Origin of the sequence: Rugamonas brunnea (assembly GCF_014042345.1) — a bacterium.
GTDB classification, from domain to species: Bacteria; Pseudomonadota; Gammaproteobacteria; order Burkholderiales; family Burkholderiaceae_D; genus Rugamonas; species Rugamonas brunnea.
In genome coordinates, this window is sequence record NZ_JACEZT010000012.1 from 145,119 (window position 1) to 166,088 (window position 20,970).

The 20,970-nt window shown below is 66.3% G+C and carries 17 protein-coding genes and 1 tRNA gene; 14 read left to right on the plus strand and 4 right to left on the minus strand.

The genetic code is table 11. The annotated features are described in order from the left end of the window. Positions 1-3 precede the first annotated feature (3 nt). Complete coding sequence (locus tag H3H37_RS18195; RefSeq protein WP_182165082.1) at positions 4-1,212, minus strand: efflux RND transporter periplasmic adaptor subunit; 1,209 nt, start codon at positions 1,210-1,212, stop codon at positions 4-6. Positions 1,213-1,588: 376 nt separating this feature from the next. Between H3H37_RS18195 and H3H37_RS18200 the strand changes: the two genes are divergently transcribed. Next, positions 1,589-4,042 (plus strand): sensor domain-containing protein, encoded by a 2,454-nt coding sequence (locus H3H37_RS18200; RefSeq protein ID WP_182165084.1) that lies wholly within the window; start codon positions 1,589-1,591, stop codon positions 4,040-4,042. Here the strand turns inward: H3H37_RS18200 and H3H37_RS18205 are convergent. Continuing rightward, the gene (locus H3H37_RS18205) at positions 4,039-5,049 is read right to left on the minus strand and encodes an endonuclease/exonuclease/phosphatase family protein (RefSeq protein WP_182165086.1); all 1,011 of its coding nucleotides are present in this window, start codon (positions 5,047-5,049) and stop codon (positions 4,039-4,041) included. The two genes, H3H37_RS18200 and H3H37_RS18205, sit on opposite strands and share 4 nt — an antisense overlap. Positions 5,050-5,087: 38 nt before the next feature. Here H3H37_RS18205 and ybaK point away from each other — a divergent pair, with 38 nt between their 5' ends. The 5 genes from ybaK (at position 5,088) to H3H37_RS18230 (ending at position 9,713) form a co-directional block, all read left to right on the plus strand. Next, positions 5,088-5,579 carry a Cys-tRNA(Pro) deacylase gene (gene ybaK, locus H3H37_RS18210; RefSeq protein ID WP_182165088.1) on the plus strand — a complete coding sequence of 164 codons (492 nt, stop codon included), beginning with the start codon at positions 5,088-5,090 and terminating at the stop codon, positions 5,577-5,579. A 112-nt stretch (positions 5,580-5,691) separates the two neighbouring features. Then, complete coding sequence (gene plsY / locus H3H37_RS18215; RefSeq protein ID WP_182165090.1) at positions 5,692-6,330, plus strand: glycerol-3-phosphate 1-O-acyltransferase PlsY; 639 nt, start codon at positions 5,692-5,694, stop codon at positions 6,328-6,330. 142 nt (positions 6,331-6,472) lie between these two features. Continuing rightward, entirely contained in the window at positions 6,473-7,120 is a 648-nt protein-coding gene (locus tag H3H37_RS18220) for a DsbA family oxidoreductase (protein WP_182165092.1), read from the plus strand. Between the two features lie 136 nt (positions 7,121-7,256). Then, a complete protein-coding gene (locus H3H37_RS18225) occupies positions 7,257-8,300 on the plus strand; it encodes a sensor domain-containing diguanylate cyclase (RefSeq protein WP_182165094.1) in 1,044 nt (347 codons plus the stop codon). A 108-nt stretch (positions 8,301-8,408) separates the two neighbouring features. After that, positions 8,409-9,713 (plus strand): metal-dependent hydrolase, encoded by a 1,305-nt coding sequence (locus H3H37_RS18230; RefSeq protein WP_182165096.1) that lies wholly within the window; start codon positions 8,409-8,411, stop codon positions 9,711-9,713. Between the two features lie 29 nt (positions 9,714-9,742). Here H3H37_RS18230 and tsaD read toward each other — a convergent pair whose 3' ends face one another. Continuing rightward, entirely contained in the window at positions 9,743-10,783 is a 1,041-nt protein-coding gene (tsaD, locus tag H3H37_RS18235) for a tRNA (adenosine(37)-N6)-threonylcarbamoyltransferase complex transferase subunit TsaD (protein WP_182165098.1), read from the minus strand. A gap of 173 nt (positions 10,784-10,956) precedes the next feature. Next, positions 10,957-12,015 (minus strand): 3-deoxy-7-phosphoheptulonate synthase, encoded by a 1,059-nt coding sequence (locus H3H37_RS18240; protein WP_182165100.1) that lies wholly within the window; start codon positions 12,013-12,015, stop codon positions 10,957-10,959. Between the two features lie 106 nt (positions 12,016-12,121). Between H3H37_RS18240 and ybiB the strand changes: the two genes are divergently transcribed. From ybiB to H3H37_RS18280, 8 genes are all read left to right on the plus strand, one after another. Next, on the plus strand, positions 12,122-13,108 hold the full coding sequence (ybiB, locus tag H3H37_RS18245) for a DNA-binding protein YbiB (RefSeq protein ID WP_182165102.1): 987 nt from the start codon (positions 12,122-12,124) through the stop codon (positions 13,106-13,108). 185 nt (positions 13,109-13,293) lie between these two features. Next, positions 13,294-14,505, plus strand: coding sequence for a BaiN/RdsA family NAD(P)/FAD-dependent oxidoreductase (locus tag H3H37_RS18250; RefSeq protein WP_182165104.1), 1,212 nt, complete (start codon positions 13,294-13,296; stop codon positions 14,503-14,505). 185 nt (positions 14,506-14,690) lie between these two features. Next, complete coding sequence (rpsU, locus tag H3H37_RS18255) at positions 14,691-14,903, plus strand: 30S ribosomal protein S21 (RefSeq protein WP_008451879.1); 213 nt, start codon at positions 14,691-14,693, stop codon at positions 14,901-14,903. A gap of 161 nt (positions 14,904-15,064) precedes the next feature. Next, on the plus strand, positions 15,065-15,514 hold the full coding sequence (locus tag H3H37_RS18260; protein ID WP_182165106.1) for a GatB/YqeY domain-containing protein: 450 nt from the start codon (positions 15,065-15,067) through the stop codon (positions 15,512-15,514). A gap of 93 nt (positions 15,515-15,607) precedes the next feature. Beyond that, positions 15,608-17,404 (plus strand): DNA primase, encoded by a 1,797-nt coding sequence (gene dnaG / locus H3H37_RS18265; RefSeq protein ID WP_182165108.1) that lies wholly within the window; start codon positions 15,608-15,610, stop codon positions 17,402-17,404. 495 nt (positions 17,405-17,899) lie between these two features. Beyond that, positions 17,900-20,149 (plus strand): RNA polymerase sigma factor RpoD, encoded by a 2,250-nt coding sequence (rpoD, locus tag H3H37_RS18270; RefSeq protein ID WP_182165111.1) that lies wholly within the window; start codon positions 17,900-17,902, stop codon positions 20,147-20,149. A gap of 104 nt (positions 20,150-20,253) precedes the next feature. Further along, positions 20,254-20,332, plus strand: a tRNA-Ile gene (locus tag H3H37_RS18275). A 103-nt stretch (positions 20,333-20,435) separates the two neighbouring features. Continuing rightward, positions 20,436-20,861: a hypothetical protein gene (locus tag H3H37_RS18280; protein WP_182165113.1), complete on the plus strand. Its 426-nt coding sequence runs from the start codon at positions 20,436-20,438 to the stop codon at positions 20,859-20,861. Positions 20,862-20,970 lie beyond the last annotated feature (109 nt).

Sequence of the window (20,970 nt, forward strand, 5' to 3'; positions counted from 1 at the left end):
GGCTCAGTCCTTTTGCGCCAGTTGCGCCGGGCGGGGCGCGGCCGCGCGTGCTGGCAGCTTGACGGGGTTGCCGGCCTTGAGGCCATCGAGCTTGGCCACGATCACGCTGGCGCCGGGCGCCAGGCCGTCCGTCACCTCGGCATAGCCCTCGTCCTCGTTGCGCATGCCCAGCACCACGGGCTGCACGGCCACCTTGTCCTGGACGATGGTGTACACCACTTGCCGGCCCTGTTCCGTGCGCACGGCCGCCAGCGGCACCAGCGGCGCCACGGCCGAGCGGGCCGTGACCAGGCTGCCCTTGGCGAACATGCCGCCGCGCAGCGCGCCGTCGGCGTTGGGCACGGCCACGTACACCAGCATGTAGCGCGAGCCGGCCTCCGTGGTCGGGTTGATGCGGGCCACCTTGCCCGTGAATTCGCGCTGCTGGAAGCCGTCCACGTTGAAACGCACTTCCTGTCCCACGGCGATGCGCGGGATCTCGGACGCCGGCACCTGCGCCTCCAGCGTCAGCTCGGCCAGGTTGACGATGGTGTAGACCGGCATGTCGGGCGCCAGCTTCTCGCCGGCCTGCACGTGGCGCTTGCTGACGATGCCGCTGATGGGGGCGCGGATCACGCCATCGTTGACGGCGATGCGCGCCACCTCGACGGCGGCGGCGGCCGCCTTGACGTTGGCGCGCGCCAGTTCCACGCTGTTCTGGGTGGCGTCGTACGCGGTCTGGGCGATGTATTTCTGCTTGAGCAGGGCCTGGCTGCTGGCCTCGTTCTTGGTGGCCAGCGACAGCTTGGCCTGGGCTTCGTCCAGCGCCGCCTGCTGCTGGGCCAGCCGGGCCCGCAGGTCGGCCAGGTCGATGCGCGCCAGCACCTGGCCGGCCGTGACGGCCATGCCTTCCTGCACCGTGGTCAGCTCCACCTGGCCCGACACCTTGGATTTGACGGTGGCCTGGCTCAGCGGCGCCAGGGAACCGGACAGCGGCAAGCGCTGCGCCAGCGAACGGGCCGTGATGCTGGCCACGTCGGTGGCGGCCAGTTCCAGCACCGGGGGCGCCTCGGCTTTCCTGGGGGCCGGTTCGCTGGCGTGGGCGGCCGTGGGCTGGGGCCGCAGCAGGGCCCAGCCGCCGCCGGCCAGGCCCAGCACGGCCACGGCGATCACAGGAACGCGCCAGCGGTGGCGGCGCACGGCAGGCTGGGGAGGCAGGGTCTCGATTTTCATGTCGTCGTCTTCTTGTGGAATGGGGGCGGCGGGGCGCCAGGGACCGGTTGCAGCGCACCGCATAGTTGGAAGGGGGGCAGTCCTGTCCCCCTTGCCTCCGTCTGCCGTTGAACGCATCTTGTCACTTTATGAAGTCCGGGCGTCCGCCGCCACCGGAATGCGACAAAGCGCAAGAAAACGGGCGTGAGCTGCAAAAAAACGGACGCCAGCGCCACCGCCGGGACCCGCGCGGCCGTCCGGATTGTTGGTTTGTGGTAAGCAATGCTGGCGCGCGCCGGGCAGGGCGTGGCTTTCTTGAGCGAAGTCAAACGGGCGTGCGCGGGCCAAGGAAAAATGGCTTGAGCGCGGTTGAGCGCATATCTTTCGTGAGGCCAACGTGAGTCTTCCAGTACCCAGCGGCGAGCGCTACCTCGGCCCCGGCCACCAGGCGCTCGACCTGATCGCCCACCTGGTGGCCGCCATCGAGGTCACGCCGCTGGTGGCCGTGCGCAGCGTGGACCGGGACGGCATCGTGCGGTTCTGGAACCATAGCAGCGCCCGGCTGTACGGGGTGGCCACGGAGCACGCGCTGGGCCGGCCGCTGGAGGCGCTGATGCGTCCGGCCAGCCGGGCCGCCGACTACGCCGCTGCCCTGGACCGCGTGTGGCGCACGGGCCGGCCCGGCGCCGCGCGCGACTGGTGCATGCGGCTGCCCGACGGGCGCGCCGTGTGGATCTATTCCACCATGTTCCCGGTCGGACGCGACGGCGTGCCGCAACAGATCTTCTGCATGGACGTCGACATCACGGCCCGCAAGGCCGAGGACAGCGCACGGCTGGCGGCCGGCGCCAATTTCCGCCACCTGGTCGAGCGCTCGTGCGACGCCATCGTGCTGCTGCGGCGCGGCCGCATCGCCGCCGCCAACCCGGCCGCGCTGTCCCTGTTCGGCTGCGCCGGCAAGGACGCCCTGCTGCGGCGCACGCTGGCCCAGTTGTCGCCGCCGTGCCAGGCCGACGGCGAGGCCTCGGCCGCCGCCGCCCGCCTGCGGGCCCGGCAAGCGCGCGCGCAGGGCAACCTGCGCTACGACTGGCGCTACCTGAACGGCGCCGGCCAGCCGTTCTGGGCCGAGGTGCTGATGACCTCCGTGACGCTGGACCGCCAGCCCACGTTCTACACGGTGATCCGCGACATTTCCGTCCGCAAGGCGGCCGAGCAGTCGCTGTGCCTGGCGGCCCAGGTGTTCGAGAACAGCCGCGACGCCATCGTGCTCACCGATGGCGGGCACGTCATCGCCGCCGTCAACCGCGCCTACAGCGACGTGACCGGCTTCCACGGCGCCCAGATGCTGGGCCAGCCGCTGGGCGCGCACCGCTGCGGCATCGAGGACGAGGCCCAGTACCAACGCATCCTGGCTGCCGTGGAGGCGGGCGGGCACTGGCAGGGCGAAGTGTGGGCAGTGCGCGCCAACGGCCAGCGCTACCCGGCCTGGCTGACGCTGACGGCCATCCGCGACGCCCGCAGCCAGGTGTGCAACTACATGGGCATGCTGTCGGACATCACGGAGCGCAAGCAGGCCGAGGCCCAGACGCGCCACCAGGCCGAACACGACTTCCTGACCGGCCTGCCGAACCGCGCGCTGCTGCTGGACCGGCTGAACCTGGCGCTGACGGCGGCCCGCCGCCACCACAGCCTGATGGCCATCCTGTTCCTGGACCTGGACCGCTTCAAGCACATCAACGACGCGCTGGGCCACCACGTGGGCGACCTGCTGCTGCGCGAAGTGGCCGCCCGGCTGGTGCGCTGCGTGCGCGCCGTGGACACGGTGAGCCGCCAGGGTGGCGATGAATTCCTGATCGTGCTGACCGACATCGGCGCCGTGGACCAGGCGGCCCACGTGGCGGCCACCGTGCTGCAATCGATCACCCAGCAGTATGTGCTGGAGCAGCACCGGCTCGACGTGACCACCTCGATCGGCATCGCCGTCTACCCCGGTGACGGCACCGACGCCGACACGCTGGTGCGCCACGCCGACCTGGCCATGTACCACGCCAAGCAGCATGGCCGCAACCGCTACCAGTTCTTCAACGCCGAGATGAATTTGCAGATCACGGAGCGCCTGCGCTTCGAGAGCGACCTGCGGCGCGCCGTGGCCGAACGCCAGTTCGAGCTGGCCTTCCAGCCCGAGCTGGATATGGCCACCGGCCAGGTGCTGGGGATGGAGGCGCTGGTGCGCTGGCGTCATCCGGAACTGGGCCTGCTGGCGCCGTCCCGCTTCATCGGCGTGGCCGAGGACTGCGGCCTGATGGTGGCCATCGGCACCTGGGTGTTGCAGGAGGCGTGCCGCCACGCGCGCGGCTGGCAGGACGAAGGCCGGCCGCTGGTGGTGGCCGTCAACCTGTCGCCCAGCCAGTTCATGCAGCGCGGCCTGGCGGCCACGGTGCGCGAGGCCTTGGCGGCGTCGGCGTTGCCGTCGTCGCTGCTGGCGCTGGAGATCACGGAAACGGTGCTGATGCACGATGGCGGCGGCGCACTGGCTACGCTGCAGAACCTGCGGGCCATGGGCGTGAGCCTGGTGATCGACGACTTTGGCACCGGCTACTCGCGGCTGGGCCACTTGAAGGACTGCCCGGTCGACAAGCTCAAGATCGACCGCTCCTTCGTCAACGACTTCGAGCACGAGCCGGCCGAGGCGGCCGTGGTCAGCGCCATCATCGCGCTGGCCCACAGCCTGAAGATGAAGGTGCTGGCCGAGGGCGTGGAGACGGCGGCGCAGTTGCAGTACCTGCGCGAGCAGGGCTGCGACCAGTACCAGGGCAGCTACCTGCGCGGCGACGGCATGGACCGGGCTTAGCCCGGCGCGCCGTGCAGGCGCAGCCGCACCAGCACCTGGCCATGGTCGGACGCCTCCGGGCGTTGCAGCAGCAGGTGGTCGTTCAGGTAGCTCACGTCGAGCACCTCGCCGATGGCGTGGGGCGAGGCGGGGTGGAACTGCTCCGACACCAGCACATGGTCGATGGTCATGTAGCGGCCTTCGTGGACGTTGGTGTAGCCCAAGTGGCGCGCCTGGTCCTGGCGCAGCTGGATCTGGTTGCAATCGAACAGCCGGCCGCGGAGTTCCTCGCCGGGCTGGCACGGGGCGCCGGCGCCCAGCACGATGCCGGTGGTGACGGCATCGATCATGTCGTTGAAATCGCCCAGCACCACGCACGGCCGCTGCGGGCCCAGCGCCAGTTCATGCGCCAGCGCGCGCAGCGCCACCGCCTCCGTGCCGCGCCGGATCAGCGAGCGCAGGTTGGCCTGGGCGTATTGCATGGGATCGGCGCCGCCGTTGGCGCCAATGCCGCCATTGACGCCGTTGGCGTCGCCGCCGCCGTTCCTGTAGTCGGGCCGTTTCGACTTCAGGTGCACCACCAGCACATCGAGTACGCCGCCGCCGGGCAGCAGCACCGGCGCGTGCACGGGCGCGCGCGCGTAGCGGTCGGCGTCGCGGCAGGCGGAGGGCATGGCCACGCCGGCGGGGAAGGCGGGGTGGCTGGAGGCCGGTCCGGCCAGCGGCAGGCGCGAGATCAGCGCCACCTGCGGCGTGAGGCGCTCGGCCAGCGGATCGGGCGCCACGCCGGCCACGGTGGCGCCATCGTAGCGCCGGCAGCGCGCCAGCACGGCGCGCAGGGTGTCGAGGCTGAACACTTCCTGCAGCCCCACCACGTCGGCGTCGAGCTGGTCGAGCTGGCGCGCCGTCCAATCGATTTTCGCCTCGTATTCGGCCGCCGTCAGCGGCGCCAGGTTGTCATACAATTTCGCGCCCGGCGGGGCCAGGTTGCAAACATTGAAAGTGGCAAGGCGAATTTCTTGCGGCATAATGCGACACTCCTTAGGAACGTTTAGCGTATCACGGCATGGCAAAGAAAGAACACATTTCGGAAACCCCGGCTACCCAGTTGCTGCGCAAGCACAAGGTGGCGTTCAGCGAGCACCCCTACGACTACGAAGACCATGGCGGCACCACCGTGTCGGCGCGTGAACTGGGCGTGGACGAGCACCACGTGGTCAAGACGCTGGTGATGCAGGACGAGGCGGCCAAGCCGCTGATCGTGCTGATGCACGGCGACTGCAAGGTGTCGACCAAGAACCTGGCGCGCGCCATCGGCTGCAAGTCGGTCGAGCCGTGCAAGCCGGAAGTGGCGCAGCGCCACAGCGGCTACCAGGTGGGCGGCACCTCGCCGTTCGGCACCCGCAAGGCCATGCCGGTCTACGTGGAGCAGTCCATCCTCGACCTGGAAACGATTTATATCAATGGCGGCCGGCGCGGCTACCTGGTGGGTATCGCGCCGCAGGTGCTGGTGGATGTGCTGAACGCGCGCCCGGTCAACTGCGCGCTGGCCGATTGAGCGGACCTCCGCTGTTTCCAGAACCACACAATTTTCCCGATGGCGTGCGGGCTTGGTGTATATTCAGCCTCCCCCGGCCCAGCGCGCCGGGAATTATCTGCAAAGGGACACAATGAATACAGTATGGATGACCGTGGCCGCCTATCTGGTGGGCTCGATCTCGTTCGCCGTCGTGATGAGCGCTTTGTTCGGCATCGCCGACCCGCGCACCTACGGTTCCAAGAATCCCGGCGCCACCAATGTGTTGCGAAGTGGCAACAAGAAGGCCGCCATCATGACCCTGATCGGCGACGGCGCCAAGGGCTGGCTGGCCGTGTGGCTGGCGATCCGCTATGCCGACCAGTTCCAGGTGGGCGACATGACCATCGCCCTGGTGTCGATCGCCGTGTTCCTCGGCCATTTGTGGCCGGTGTTCTTCCGCTTCGTGGGCGGCAAGGGCGTGGCCACGGCGCTGGGCGTGCTGCTGGGCCTGAACCCCTGGCTGGGCCTGGCCACGCTGGCCACCTGGCTGGTGGTGGCGTTCGCGTTCCGCTACTCCTCGCTGGCGGCGCTGATCGCAGCCTTGTTCGCGCCGTTCTACTATGGCTTGCTGTTCGGCGTGGAGCCACAGCTGTTCGCCGTGGTGGCCATGAGCGTGCTGCTGGCCTACCGCCACAGCCATAACATCTCGAACCTGCTGGCTGGCAAGGAAAGCCGCATCGGCAGCAAGAGCGCCGGCGCCGCCAAGCCTGGCGCCAGCAAGCATAAGTAAGCATCAGAGTAAGCGCCACTGAGCGCAGCGGGCCGGCGCAGGGCCTGGCCCGTCCGGCCCGCTTGAATTTTGCCGCGCCGCCGCCATCTGGGGCGCGGGCGCCGGCACCTCGCGCGGCGCGTCACCATTGCAAAGGCCCCACATGACTACCCCCCTGACCATCGATTTCGTGTCCGACGTTTCCTGCCCCTGGTGCGCCATCGGGCTGAAGGCGCTGGATGCGGCCATCGCCCGCATCGGCGACGAGGCCGACGTCACGCTGCATTTCCAGCCGTTCGAACTGAACCCCAACATGGGCCCGGAAGGCCAGGACATCACCGAACACCTGATGCAGAAATACGGCGCCAGCGCCGAGCAGCAAGCCCAGACCCGGGCCGCCATCCGCGCCCGTGGCGCCGAGGTGGGCTTCGACTTCGCGCTCGACCAGCGCAGCCGCATCTACAACACCTTCGACGCCCACCGCCTGCTGCACTGGGCCGAGCTGGAAGGACGCCAGAAGGAACTCAAGCTGGCCTTGCTGGAAGCGTATTTCAGCCGTGGCCTCAACCCCAGCGCGCACGACGTGCTGGTGCGCCTGGCCGGCGAAGCGGGCCTGGACCCGGCCACGGCGTCGGAGATTCTCGAAAGCAATCAATACGCGGACGAGGTGCGCGAGCGCGAGCAATTCTTCGCCCGCCATGGCATCAATTCCGTGCCGGCCATCATCATCAACCAGCGCCATTTGATTTCCGGCGGCCAACCCGTCGAGGTATTCGAGCGCGCGCTGCGCCAGATCATGACGGAGTCATAAAAAATGGTGGCGGACGCGGCCCAGATGCGCGCCCGCCGCCCCTGTTTTACGATAAACTGTCAAAGTAGCAAAAGGCTCGGGCCGGCCACTCCGGCTATCCCGTCGCCGGTATCGATAGCGCTGCTTTGGGGGGCTTATGCTGGCCGCAGAAAAAATCCACGTCTTGCCCACGGCGAGGCCGCAAACCGACCAGTTCCGCCTGGCCGCCTTGCACCGTTACAACATCCTTGACACCCCCGCCAGCGAGGAATTCAATTTCCTCACCGAGCTCGCTGCCAGGTTGTGCAACGTACCGTATTCCTTCATTTCACTGGTCGACGCGGAGCGGGTCTGGATCAAGGCCCACACGGGCATGGAATTGTCCGCGCTGCCGCGCACCGACTGCTACTGCTCGCTGGCCATCCTCGGCGACAGCGCCACCGAAATCACCGACCTGCGCGCCGATTACCGCACGGCCCACATGCCGCTGACCACCAACGCGCCGTTCATGCGCATGTACAGCAGCGTGGCGCTGACCTCGTCCGACGGCTTCGCCATCGGCACGCTGTGCGTGATGGACACCGTGCCGGGCCGGCTGAGCGAGGAGCAGCGCCAGGTGCTGGCGCGGCTGGCGCGCCAGGCCATGGCACTGATCGAATTGCGGGCCAAGGAAAAGGCGCTGGGCGACTCGATGCGCGAGCTGGAACAGCTGACCATCACGGACGAGCTGACCGGCCTGCACAACCGCCGTTCGCTGCTGCAGCGCCTGAAGTTCGAATCGGCGCGCGCCAAGCGCTTCCGCGCGCCGCTGTCGGCGTTGATGATCGACCTGGACCACTTCCGCCAGATTAACGACACCCACGGCCCGGCCGTGGGCGACCAGATGCTGGCCAGCGTGGGCCGCATGCTGCGCGAGAGCGTGCGGGTGATCGACATCCCGGCCCGCTACGGCGGCGAGGAAATCTGCATCGTGCTGCCCAACACCCCGTTCGATGGCGCCTGCAAGCTGGCCGAGAACCTGCGCATCAAGATCGAGGCGCAGCAGCACCTGGTGGGCTCGCGCGTGCTGCCCATGACGGCCAGCGTGGGCGTGGGCGCGTTCAACCACATGGAGATCGCGGACGGCGACAGCCTGCTGCGCCAGGCCGGCGCGGCCCTGCTGCGGGCCAAGCAATCGGGCCGCAACCAGATCGCCTACTGAGCTGCCTGCCCGGGCCGCGTTGCCCGCGTTGTCTGCGTTGCCTGAGGCGCCGGCCCGCATGGTAGTGGCCCCCGGCGCCGCCATCCGGCATCCGGTAAGATGCCGTGCATGGATAACATCACACACACCGTCGTCGGCCTGGGCGTGGGCGAGCTGCTGGAACGCAGCCTGCCACCGGAGGCTGATACGCGGCTGGCCCGCACGCGGCGCCGGTTGCTGCTGACCGCGTGCGCGCTGGCCAGCAATTTTCCCGATCTCGACATCCTGCTCTCGGGGCGCCTGCCCGATCCGCTGGGCTACCTGCTCAACCACCGTGGCCACACCCACACGCTGCTGTATGCGCTGCCGCAGGCGCTGGCGCTGGCCGCGCTGCTGTGGCTATGCTGGCCGGCCGCGCGCGCCCTGCTGCGGGCCAGCCGGCCCGCCCGTTGGGGACTGGCGGGCAGCATCGCCGCCGGCCTGGGGCTGCACCTGCTGCTCGACTACACCAATTCCTACGGCCTGCATCCGTTCTATCCCTTCGATGGCCGCTGGTTTTATGGCGACATGGTGTTCATCGTCGAGCCCTTGTACTGGATCGCGTTCGGCGCGCCACTGGCCATGATGCTGGCCACGCGGCGCGCGCGCGTGGCGGCGCTGGCCGTGCCGGTAGCCGCGCTGTTGTTCTTCACAGCCCAAGGCTACCTGGGCGCGGCCTCGTGCGCGGCCTTGCTGGGCACCGGCTTGCTGCTGGGGATGGTGCAGCACCGGGCCGGCGCGCAGGGACGCGCGGCGCTGTTGCTGGCGCTGGGGCTGTGCGGCGTGTATGTGGCGGGGCAGGGCGTGGCGTCGCACGTCGGCGGCCAGCGCATCCGGGCCGCGCTGCAGCACATTGATCCGGCCGGGCGCGTGCTGGACGTGGCCATGACGGCCTATCCGTCCCAGCCCTTGTGCTGGAATTTCGTGTCGGTGGAAAGCGACGAGGCGGCGGGCCGCTATCGCATGCGGCGCGGCGTGGCCAGCCTGGCGCCCGGCTGGCTGGCGCCGCTGGCCTGCCCGCGCCGGCTGGTGGACGAGGGGGGCAGGGTCACGCTTGCACCGGCCATTGTCGAAATGAGCGAGGTCACGGCCAGCCTGCAAGCGCTGCGCCAGTTGCAGCGCGACGATTGCCACGTCAATGCCTGGCTGCGCTTCGCCCGCGCGCCCGCGCTGTCCATGGCCACGGGCGAGGCGTCCGACTACCGTTTCGCTACCACGCCGCGCGGCAATTTCACCACCTTGCATTTCGGGGCGATGCGTGGCGATGCCTGTCCGCAGGGCGTGCCCGGTTGGGCTGATCCGCGCGCCGATCTGCTGGCCATGCCCGCGCCAACGACGCCCGCGCAGGCCACGCTGGCCGAGGGCCGGCGCAGCGCGCCGGCTGCGGCGCGTTGACGCCGCGTGTATCGGGAGGGAAGGGGAGCTTAGATGACCCGCAGCTCGTCCAGCGGCCAGCGTGGCCGCACGTTGAACGAATAGTCGCGCTGGGCCGCCTGCGGATTGATCTGCAGGCGCATGGCGCCGGCGAAGGCGATCATGGCGCCGTTGTCGGTGCAGAACTCCAGCTCGGGGTAGTAGACCTTGAAGCGCTTCTTCGCGGCGGCCGCGTTGAGCGAGGCGCGCAGCTGCGCGTTGGCGCCCACGCCGCCGGCGATCACCAGTCGCTTCAGGCCCGTGTGCTTGAGCGCCTTCACGCATTTGGCCGTGAGCACGTCGACGATGGCGTCCACGAAGCCGCGCGCGATGTTGGCCTTGTCCTGCTCGCAGATGTTGGCGATCACCTGTTCCTGGTGGTTCTTCACCACCGTCAGCACGGCCGTCTTCAGGCCCGAGAAGCTGAAATTGAAATCCTTGGTGTGCATCATCGGGCGCGGCAGCGTGTAGGCTAGCGGGTCGCCGAATTCGGCCAGGCGCGAGATGGCGGGGCCGCCCGGATAACCGAGGCCCAGCAGCTTGGCCGATTTGTCGAACGCTTCGCCGGCCGCATCGTCCAGCGTTTCGCCCAGCAGCGTGTACTGGCCCACGCCATCGACCCGCATCAGCTGGGTGTGGCCGCCCGACACCAGCAGCGCCACGAACGGAAATGCGGGCGGCTGCGATGCCAGCAGCGGCGACAGCAGATGGCCTTCCAGGTGGTGCACGCCCAGCACCGGCTTGTCCAGCGCCAGGCCCAGGCTGCAGGCGATGGAGGAACCGACCAGCAGCGCGCCGGCCAGGCCGGGCCCTTGCGTGTAGGCGATGGCGTCGATGTCGGCCATGGCGATGCCGGCGCCGTCCAGCGTCTTTTTCAGCAGCGGGATGGCGCGCCGGATATGGTCGCGCGAAGCCAGTTCCGGCACCACGCCGCCATATTCCTCATGCATGGCCACCTGGGAATGGAGGGCGTGCGACAGCAGGCCGCGTTGCGTGTCATACAGCGCAAGGCCGGTTTCGTCACAGGAGGATTCGACGCCGAGAACGATCATGAAGAGTGCGGATGTGAACAGGTAATCCGCCATTGTAAAGGAAAGCGCCGTGCCGGTCTGCGCGGCGGCGGGCACGGAGCGGCGCCGGGACGGGGCGCCACGGCGCCGCCACAGCGCAGGCGTGCCGTTACGCCCGCGCTGCGCGACTGCGTAGTATGCCTGCGCCGTGTGGCTTACGGCCGGTGGCGCAGCTGGGCTGCCGCGTCGCGCAGCATCTTGGCCGTGGTGTCCCAGTCGATGCAGGCGTCCGTCACGGAGCAGCCGTATTTCAGCTCGCTCAGGTCGGTCGGGATCTTCTGGTTGCCGGCCACGATGTTCGATTCGATCATCACGCCCACCAGCGACTTGTTGCCCTGGACGATCTGATGGATCACGTCGGCCATCACCAGCGGTTGCAGTTCCGGCTTCTTGTAGCTGTTGGCGTGCGAGCAGTCCACCACCAGGTTGGCCGGCAGCTTGGCCTTGGCCAGCGCCTGTTCCGCGATAGCGATCGACACCGAATCGTAGTTGGGGCGGCCGTCGCCGCCGCGCAGCACCACGTGGCCGTAGGCGTTGCCGCGCGTGCGCACGATGGCCACGTTGCCCTGGCTGTTGATGCCCAGGAAGGAGTGCGGATGGGCCGACGACAGGATGGCGTTGATGGCGATGCCGATGTCGCCGTCGGTGCCGTTCTTAAAGCCCACCGGCGTGGACAGGCCGGACGACATTTCGCGGTGGGTCTGCGATTCCGTGGTGCGCGCGCCGATCGCCGTCCACGCGATCAGGTCACCCAGGTACTGGGGCGAGATCGGGTCCAGTGCCTCGGTGGCCGTGGGCAGGCCCAGTTCGCACACGTCGAGCAGGAACTGGCGGGCCTTCTCCATGCCCACGTCCACGCGGAACGAATCGTCCATGTCCGGATCGTTGATGTAACCCTTCCAGCCGGTCGTGGTGCGCGGCTTTTCGAAATACACGCGCATCACCAGCAGCATGGTGTCGGCCACTTCCTCCTGCAGCGCCTTCAGGCGGCGCGCGTAATCGAGGCCGGCCACCGGGTCGTGGATGGAGCAGGGGCCGACCACCACGAACAGGCGCTTGTCCTTGCGGTCGATGATGTTGCGCAGCGCCTCGCGGCCCTTCATCACTGTGTCCGAGGCCAGGTCGGTCAGCGGCAGCTTGGCGTGCAGGGCTTCCGGCGACGGCATGGGGCCGAACGAGGTGACGTTGATGTTTTCGATATCTGGGGAGATCATGGTGGTTCTCTGCTGTGGTGTTTTCCGGGGGAGCCATAGTGTAGCTGAAATGGCGCGAACGGGCCCGGCGTCGCTGCACCGCGTCAATTCCGTGTAAGCTATCGGCATGACGACACCCGACACCCCCTTCCCAGCCGCCCGCTTCATCAAGGAGATAGGCCGCGGCAAAAACGGCGCCCGCAGCATGACGCGCGAGGACGCCCACGACCTGTACCAGGCCATGCTGGATGGCCGCGTTTCCGACCTCGAACTGGGCGCCATCCTGCTGGCCATGCGCATCAAGGGCGAATCGGTGGAGGAGATCGCCGGTTTCCTGGACGCGGCCGAAGCCTCGTTCGCGCCGCTGGCCGCGCCGCCGGGGCCGTACGCGCCCGTGCTCATCCCCAGTTACAACGGCGCGCGCAAGATGGCCAACCTGACGGCGCTGCTGGCCATGCTGCTGGCGCGCGAAGGCGTGCCGGTGCTGGTGCACGGTGTGGCGCGCGACGTCGGCCGGGTCGCCACGGCGGAGGTGTTCGAGGCGCTGGGCGTGACCGCCGCGCAGGACCATGCCGAGGCCGAGGAAGCGATGGCCCAGGGCCGCGCCGCCTTCATCACCATCGACGCGCTGGCGCCCAAGCTGGCGCGCATGCTGGCGCTGCGCGGTGTGCTGGGGGTGCGCAATTCCACCCACACGCTGGTCAAGATCATGCAGCCGTTCGCCGGGCCGGCGCTGCGGCTGGTGTCCTACACCCACCCCGAGTACCTGGAAATGCTGGGTGAGTATTTCACCACGGCCGCCCCGCACGAGCGCGGCGACGCCTTCCTGATGCGCGGCACGGAAGGCGAGACCGTGGCCAACGCCAACAAGGCCCAGCAGATCGACTGGTTCCACGGCGGCTTGCGCACCATGCTGGTGCCCAAGCAGACCCTGGTGCAAGAGCTGCCCGTGCTTCCCGAGGAGAAGGACGCCGCCACCACGGCCGCCTGGATCGAATCGGTGCTGCGCGGCGAGGTGCCGGTGCCGCCGTCGATCGCCGAGCAGGTGGCGCAGATCGTGCTGGTCTCGCGCACGCTGCGCTCGCGCCTGCACGCGAGCGAATCGCTGGCCTGAGCGGTTGGCGCTCCGGTACATAGGGACACTTCGAGAACCTTCGATCCGTCGTTCCCGCGCAGGCGGGAACCCATAGACCGCGAATGCAGATGCTCAGCATGGGTTCCCGCCTGCGCGGGAACGACGTGGTTCGAGCGTCCCACAGTACAATCACGCCTTTGTAATGAAGCGGGACCGGAAACAACATGGCGAAACAGTTTGATGTGGCAGTAATCGGCGCGGGCGCGGCCGGCATGATGTGCGCGGCCGTGGCGGCCCAACGGGGCCGGCGCGTGGTGCTGCTCGACCATGCGGCCCGGCTGGCCGAAAAGATCCGCATCTCCGGCGGCGGGCGCTGCAACTTCACCAATCTGCACGCGGGCCCGCAGCACTTCCTGTCCGACAATCCCCACTTCTGCAAGAGTGCGCTGTCGCGCTACACGGCCCAGGACTTCCTCGCGCTGGTGAAGAAGCACCGCATCGGCTACCACGAGAAGCACAAGGGCCAGTTGTTCTGCGACGACTCGGCCGAGCAGATCATCCAGATGCTCAAGGATGAATGCGCGGCCGGCGGCGTCGAATGGCGCATGCCGTGCAAGGTGGCCGGCGTCGAGCGCCAGGTGGATGGCCGCTTCCTGCTGCAAACGGATTGCGGCGACATCGAGGCCGCCAGCGTGGTGGTGGCCACGGGCGGCCTGTCCATCCCCAAGATTGGCGCCACCGATTTCGGCCACCGCATCGCGCGCCAGTTCGACCTGAAACTGGTCGAGCCGCGCCCCGCGCTGGTGCCGCTCACCTTCGACGAGGCGGCGTGGAAGCCGTTCGTGCCGCTGGCCGGCATCGCGCTGGAAGTGGATGTGGAGACCGGCAGCTTCAAGGGCCGTAACCCGACGGGCGGGCGCTTCCGCGAGGATTTGCTGTTCACCCACCGTGGCCTGTCCGGCCCGGCCATCCTGCAGATTTCCAGCTACTGGCAGCCGGGCACGCCCATCGTCATCAACCTGCTGCCGGAGATGGATCTGGCCCAGGCCCTGATCGAGGGCAAGGGCACGATCAAGAAGCAACTGGGCAATGTCCTGTCCCAGTGGCTGCCGGCCCGGCTGGCCGAAGGCTTGCTGCTGGCCCACGGCTTTGCGCTCGACGCGCGCCTGGCCGATATGCCGGACGCCCAGCTGCGCCGGCTGGGCCAGGCCATCAACCAGTGGACGCTGGTGCCCAACGGCTCGGAAGGCTACCGCAAGGCCGAGGTGACGCGCGGCGGGGTGGACACGCGCGAACTGTCGCAGCAGACCATGATGGCCACCAAGGTGCCCGGCCTGTACTTCGTGGGCGAGACGGTGGATGTGACCGGGTGGCTGGGCGGCTACAACTTCCAGTGGGCGTGGGCCTCCGGTGTGGCGGCCGGGCAAGCAGTCTGATATACTGGCCGACCTTGAAGTAGCGGCAGTTGGCCTTGAGATGCGGGAAAGATTGCACTCCGGCCTAAGTTTTGTTGACTGAAAGCCGCATGGCGGGCCGTTTCGGCGGCCAGGCATCTTCCATTTTTGGATAAAAGCTGCTATAGTCTCTTTCTTCCTATAACCTCAACGGTTTGAATTTTTACATGACCACTATTCGCCTTAAAGAAAACGAGCCGTTCGAAGTCGCAATGCGTCGCTTCAAACGCACCATCGAAAAAACCGGTCTGCTGACCGAACTGCGCGCACGCGAGTTCTACGAAAAGCCAACGGCTGAGCGCAAGCGCAAGCTGGCAGCTGCCGTGAAGCGCCACTACAAGCGCATCCGCAGCCAACAACTGCCTAAGAAACTGTTCTAAGACTGCTCTGGCAGCTGGCCCCGGTAGTGCGGCGTATGTCGCCTCGGGCCATGTTGCGCAGCGTTTGGATGCCGTTGGTCCAGATGAGTCGCTTACCCGCTCCGGTTCGCCGCAGCGGGTTTTCTCATTTATAAACTGTTTATTTTGATAGAAAGATCGCCATGAGCTTGAAAGCACAAATCACCGAAGACATGAAGGCCGCCATGCGCGCCAAGGAAACCGGCAAGCTCAACACGATCCGCCTGCTGATCGCCGAGATCAAGCGCAAGGAAGTGGACGAGCGCATCGAACTGGACGACGCCCAGACCATCGCCATCGTGGAAAAGATGATCAAGCAGCGCAAGGATTCCATCACCCAGTTCGAAGCCGGCGGCCGCGCCGACCTGGCCGAGATCGAAAAAGCGGAACTGGCCGTGCTGTCGGCCTACATGCCGGCCGGCTTGTCGGACGAGGAGATCGCGGCCGAAGTGGCCGCCGCCGTGGCCGCCTCGGGCGCCGCCGGTCCGCAGGACATGGGCAAGGTGATGGGCATCGTCAAACCCAAGCTGGCTGGTCGCGCCGACATGACCGTCGTGTCGGCCCTGGTGAAGAAGGCCCTGAGCCCCGCGTAATAGTTGAGAAGTTCGCCGCCGCACCTTGAGCCGCCGCAAGGCCGGCCCCGGTGCGGCGGTATAGTCTGATCCAAAACAAGGCCGCGCCAGCCCGTGATACCCCAATCTTTCATTGCCGATTTATTGAACCGGGTCGACATTGTCGACATCGTGGGCCGCTATGTGCAGCTGAAAAAGGGCGGCGCCAACTTCATGGGCCTGTGCCCGTTCCACAGCGAAAAATCGCCCAGTTTCACGGTCAGCCCGACCAAGCAGTTCTACCACTGCTTCGGCTGCGGCGCGCACGGCACCTCGATCGGTTTCCTGATCGAATACTCGGGCATGGGCTTCGTGGACGCCGTCAAGGAACTGGCGCAGAACGTGGGCATGGTGGTGCCTGAGCAGGACGACAAGATCCCGCCGGCCCAGCGCGCCCAGATGCAGGCCCACAGCATGGCCCTGACGGACGCCATGACGCGCGCCTGCGACTTCTACCGGGCCCAGTTGCGCGGCGCCACCAACGCCATTGCCTACCTGAAGAACCGCGGCCTGACGGGCGAGATCGCGGCCCGCTTCGGCCTCGGCTACGCGCCGGCCGGCTGGGACAACCTGCGCGCCGTGTTCCCCGACTACGAAGCCGTGGTGCTGGCCGAATCCGGCCTCGTGATCGACAAGGTGGACGAGGATGGCGGCAACCGCAAGCGCTACGACCGCTTCCGCGAGCGCATCATGTTCCCCATCAAGAACACCAAGGGCCAGGTGATCGCCTTCGGCGGCCGCGTGCTCGACCATGGCGAACCAAAATACTTGAACTCGCCCGAAACGCCGCTGTTCTCCAAGGGCTTCGAGCTGTACGGCCTGTTCGAGGCGCGCCAGGCCATCCGCGACGCCGGCTACGTGCTGGTGACGGAAGGCTATATGGACGTGGTGGCGCTGGCCCAGATGGGCTTCCCGCAGGCCGTGGCCACGCTGGGCACGGCCTGCACCACCAACCACGTGCAGAAACTGCTGCGCCAGACGGACAACGTGATCTTCAGCTTCGACGGCGACAAGGCCGGCCGCCGCGCCGCCCGCCGCGCGCTGGAGGCCTGCCTGCCCCACGTGTCCGATAACAAGACCATCAAATTCCTGTTCCTGCCCACCGAGCACGACCCGGACAGCTATGTGCGCGCCCACGGCGCCGAAGCGTTCGAGCAGGAAATCCACGAAGCGATGCCGCTGTCGCAGTTCCTGATCAAGGAGGTGGTCGGCGAGCATGACCTGAACGGGCCGGAAGGCCGGGCCCGCGCCCAGTTCGACGCCAAGCCGCTGCTGCAGGCGATGGCGCCGTCGGCCTTGCGGCTGCAGATCGTGCGCGCGCTGGCGCAGTTGACGCAGAGCACGCCGTCCGAGATCGAAGCGCTGTTCGAGCTGGCCAAGCCGGTGGCCGTGGCGCGCCAGGCGCCGCCGCGCAGCGGCCGGCCCGTGCCCGTCGGCCTGGAATTGCAGATCGTGCGCCTGCTGGTGGCGCATCCGCCGCTGGCGCTCGACATCGACGCCGACGCGCTGGCCGCGTTCCAGTTCTTCGGCCCGGAACCGGCCGAACGGCTGGCCCAGCTCGTGGCGCAAGCCCAGGCCATGGGGCCGAACGGTGGTTTTGCTGCTTTTGCGCAACACTTGAAGTCGCAGGGCGACGAATACGACGCCATCATCGCCGAGATCGTCAAGGAGCCCGAGTCCGATTTCGACGCCGTGCGCCTGTTCCTGCGCGGCGCCATCCGCCAGGTCAAGAACGATGCCTTGAAGCAGCAATTGCATGATCTGCTGGCGGCCGGCCTGTCGTCCGACGAGCTGGGCGTGCGCTACCGCGAAATTACCTCGAAGCAAGATCAGTTGTTGCGCGAGGCAGAGGCGGAGTTGTCGCACCGCTAGGCCTGTCACAGGGGCGGGCATGATTTGCCACAGGGTGGGGCGGCCGCCTGCCCTCTGGAAATTGCAAATGTGCGTGCTATAATAAAACGCTAAGTGTTGTCTATTTTGGCATCGTTTTTCAGTTCAGAGTGTGTTTGTTTTTTAGCAAGTTAGGCTCTTGATCGGCGCAGTCAGGCAGCGTCGGCGGCCAGGGCCGGCTTTGGTTGAACCGGCGCATGAACGTGCGGCCGATGGCGGACGGTCCGTTCGCCCGTGAACCAGTCATGGCTCCCAGCCCCCACACGCATGTCAAATGCAGTAGAATTTCTGCCGAAAACGGCTGTCTTGGCCGTCGGTAGGGAATCTGTTGTGGACGCGGATCGTGCCCAACAAGGTGTAAGTAAGTCGTAGTATTGTCGGACTTGTGTGGTCGGCAAGTTCGAAGACAGAGGTCCCACAAGGGCCGCAAGAAACTTTATCCTAAATAAGCAAGTCGTTGTGTAATCGAAAGCGCCTGTGCCAACCAAGAAACCTGAATCCAAAGCGGCTGAGAAGCCCAGCAAAGTGACCGCCAAGTCTGCGAAAGCGACGGACAAGCCGGAAACGCGCGTCGCCAGCAATCCGCCGGCGGTGAGCCAGACGACGGATGCGGCCACGCTGGCCGCCATCGACACGTCCGGCTACGTCCTGCCGACGGTGAAAGTGCCGGGCCGGCGCGGCCGCAAGCCCAAGGAATTCCAGCCCGAGAACGACGAAGTGGCGGCCCTGAACGCCGTCGAACGGGCCGAGCTCAAGGCGGTGGACAAGGCCAAGGCCAAGGACCGCAAGGCCAAGGAAAAGGCGCTGCTGAAAGATGCGTTCTCGTCGGACACGGAAGCGACCGAGGAAGAACTCGAGCGCCGGCGCCAGAAACTCAAGACCCTGATCAAGTTCGGCAAGGAACGCGGTTTCCTGACCTATGCCGAGATCAACGACCACCTGCCCGAGAACATCGTCGATCCGGAAGCGATCGAAGGCATCATCGGCACCTTCAACGACATGGGCATCGCCGTCTACGAGCACGCGCCCGATGCCGAGACGCTGCTGTTGTCGGACAACGTGGCCACCGTCACCAGCGACGATGAGGCGGAAGCGGCGGCCGAGGCCGCGCTTTCCACGGTCGACTCCGACTTTGGCCGCACCACCGACCCGGTGCGCATGTACATGCGCGAAATGGGCTCGGTGGAACTGCTGACCCGCGAAGGCGAGATCGAGATCGCCAAGCGCATCGAGGATGGCCTGAAGGACATGATCCAGGCCATTTCCGCCTGCCCGGTGACGATCGCCGAGATCATCGCCGCCTCCGACCGCATCCGCGCCGACGAGATCAAGATCGACGAGATCGTCGACGGCCTGGTCGACGAGAACGAGGAAGCGGCCGCCGCCGCCGCGCCGGCCCCGGCCGCCGCCAGCGAGGACGACGAGGAAGAGGAAGAAGAGGAAGAAGAGGAAGAGGAAGAGGAGGAAGAGCCCAGCACGTCGGGCGCCGCCGGTTTCTCGGCCGAACAGCTGGAAGCGATGAAGGCGACGGCGCTGGAGAAGTTCGACGTCATCTCCATGCAGTTCGACAAGATGCGCAAGGCCTTCGAAAAGGACGGCTACAACTCCAAGGCCTACGTGAAGGCGCAGGAAGCGATCTCGCTGGAACTGCTGGGCATCCGCTTCACGGCCAAGGTGGTGGAAAAGCTGTGCGACACGCTGCGCGGCCAGGTGGACGAAGTGCGCCACATCGAGAAGCAGATCCTCGACGTGGCCGTCAACAAGTGCGGCATGCCGCGCGCCCACTTCATCAAGGTCTTCCCCGGCAATGAAACGAATCTGGACTGGGTCGACGGCGAAGTGGCCGCCGGCCACGCCTACAGCGCCATCCTGGGCCGCAACATCCCGACCATCAAGGAACTGCAGCAACGGCTGATCGACCTGCAGGCGCGCGTCGTGCTGCCGCTGCCGGACCTGCGCAACATCAACCGCCAGATGGCGGCCGGTGAAATGAAGGCGCGCAAGGCCAAGCGCGAAATGACGGAAGCGAACTTGCGTCTGGTGATCTCGATCGCCAAGAAATACACCAACCGTGGCCTGCAGTTCCTCGACCTGATCCAGGAAGGCAACATCGGCCTGATGAAGGCGGTGGACAAGTTCGAATACCGCCGCGGCTACAAGTTCTCGACCTACGCCACGTGGTGGATCCGCCAGGCCATCACGCGCTCGATCGCCGACCAGGCGCGCACCATCCGCATCCCGGTGCACATGATCGAGACCATCAACAAGATGAACCGCATCTCGCGCCAGATCCTGCAGGAGACGGGCGCCGAGCCGGACCCAGCCACGCTGGCCATCAAGATGGAGATGCCAGAGGACAAGATCCGCAAGATCATGAAGATCGCCAAGGAGCCGATCTCGATGGAAACGCCGATCGGCGACGACGACGATTCCCATCTGGGCGACTTCATCGAGGACAACAACACGCTGGCGCCGTCCGACGCCGCGCTGCACGCCTCGATGCGCGGCGTGGTGAAGGACGTGCTCGACTCGTTGACGCCGCGCGAAGCGAAAGTGCTGCGCATGCGCTTCGGCATCGAAATGTCGACCGACCACACGCTGGAAGAGGTGGGCAAGCAGTTCGACGTGACCCGCGAGCGTATCCGCCAGATCGAAGCGAAAGCCCTGCGCAAGCTGCGTCACCCATCGCGTTCGGACAAGCTGAAGAGCTTCCTCGAAGGTAACTAAGACTTGACTAGCGTCCCGGATGCCGCTTATCCTCTCGGGTTCGTTTTCACAACGAACGCGTGAGCGGGTGCCGGCACCGGACCCCAGCGCAACAGCAGCACCCTGGGCCTCTAGCTCATGCCTGGTTAGAGCAGCGGACTCATAATCCGTTGGTGCCCGGTTCGACTCCGGGGAGGCCTACCAATAAAATCAAGGGGTTACGTTAAATCGTAACCCCTTTTTTCTTGACCGTGCTCATTCCGTTGTGCAAAGATATTGCACATGGAAAATAGAGGCGGAGTTGTTTATGTCAGTCATTGAGCTACCTAACGGTCGGTTTCGTGTTCAAATTCGGCGCGCCGGGTTCCCGAAGTTCGATAAAGTTTTTCTGACAAGGGACGCGGCCGTCATTGCTGAGACTTCGGTTCTTGGCGAGCAGGCCGCCGTCGCGACGACAAGCGACATCACACTTTCCGAGGCATGGGAACGATATTCACAATCGCAAACCTATCTGACAAAAAAGGACCGTACGCGTGATACCGAGGCCCAGCGCATAAAAGCGGTGTTAGAGGAGCTCGGTGGATACTCGTTGGTAAATTTGCAAAATGCTCCCGGAGCGATTTACGACTACATCGACAAACGCTCAGTTCACATCTCCTCGCGGACAAAGAAAAAGTTGTCCACTACCAGTGTTCGTTTGGAAGTAGCGGCTCTTAGTGTTAATTTGCATTGAAAATTGACCCATCTTCCCCACGAATTTGCAACGGAATCTGACCCACGTTCATAGCACAATCCTTCCTGTCCTTTCGACAGGAGATCGGAGTGATCGACGTGGCTTTACT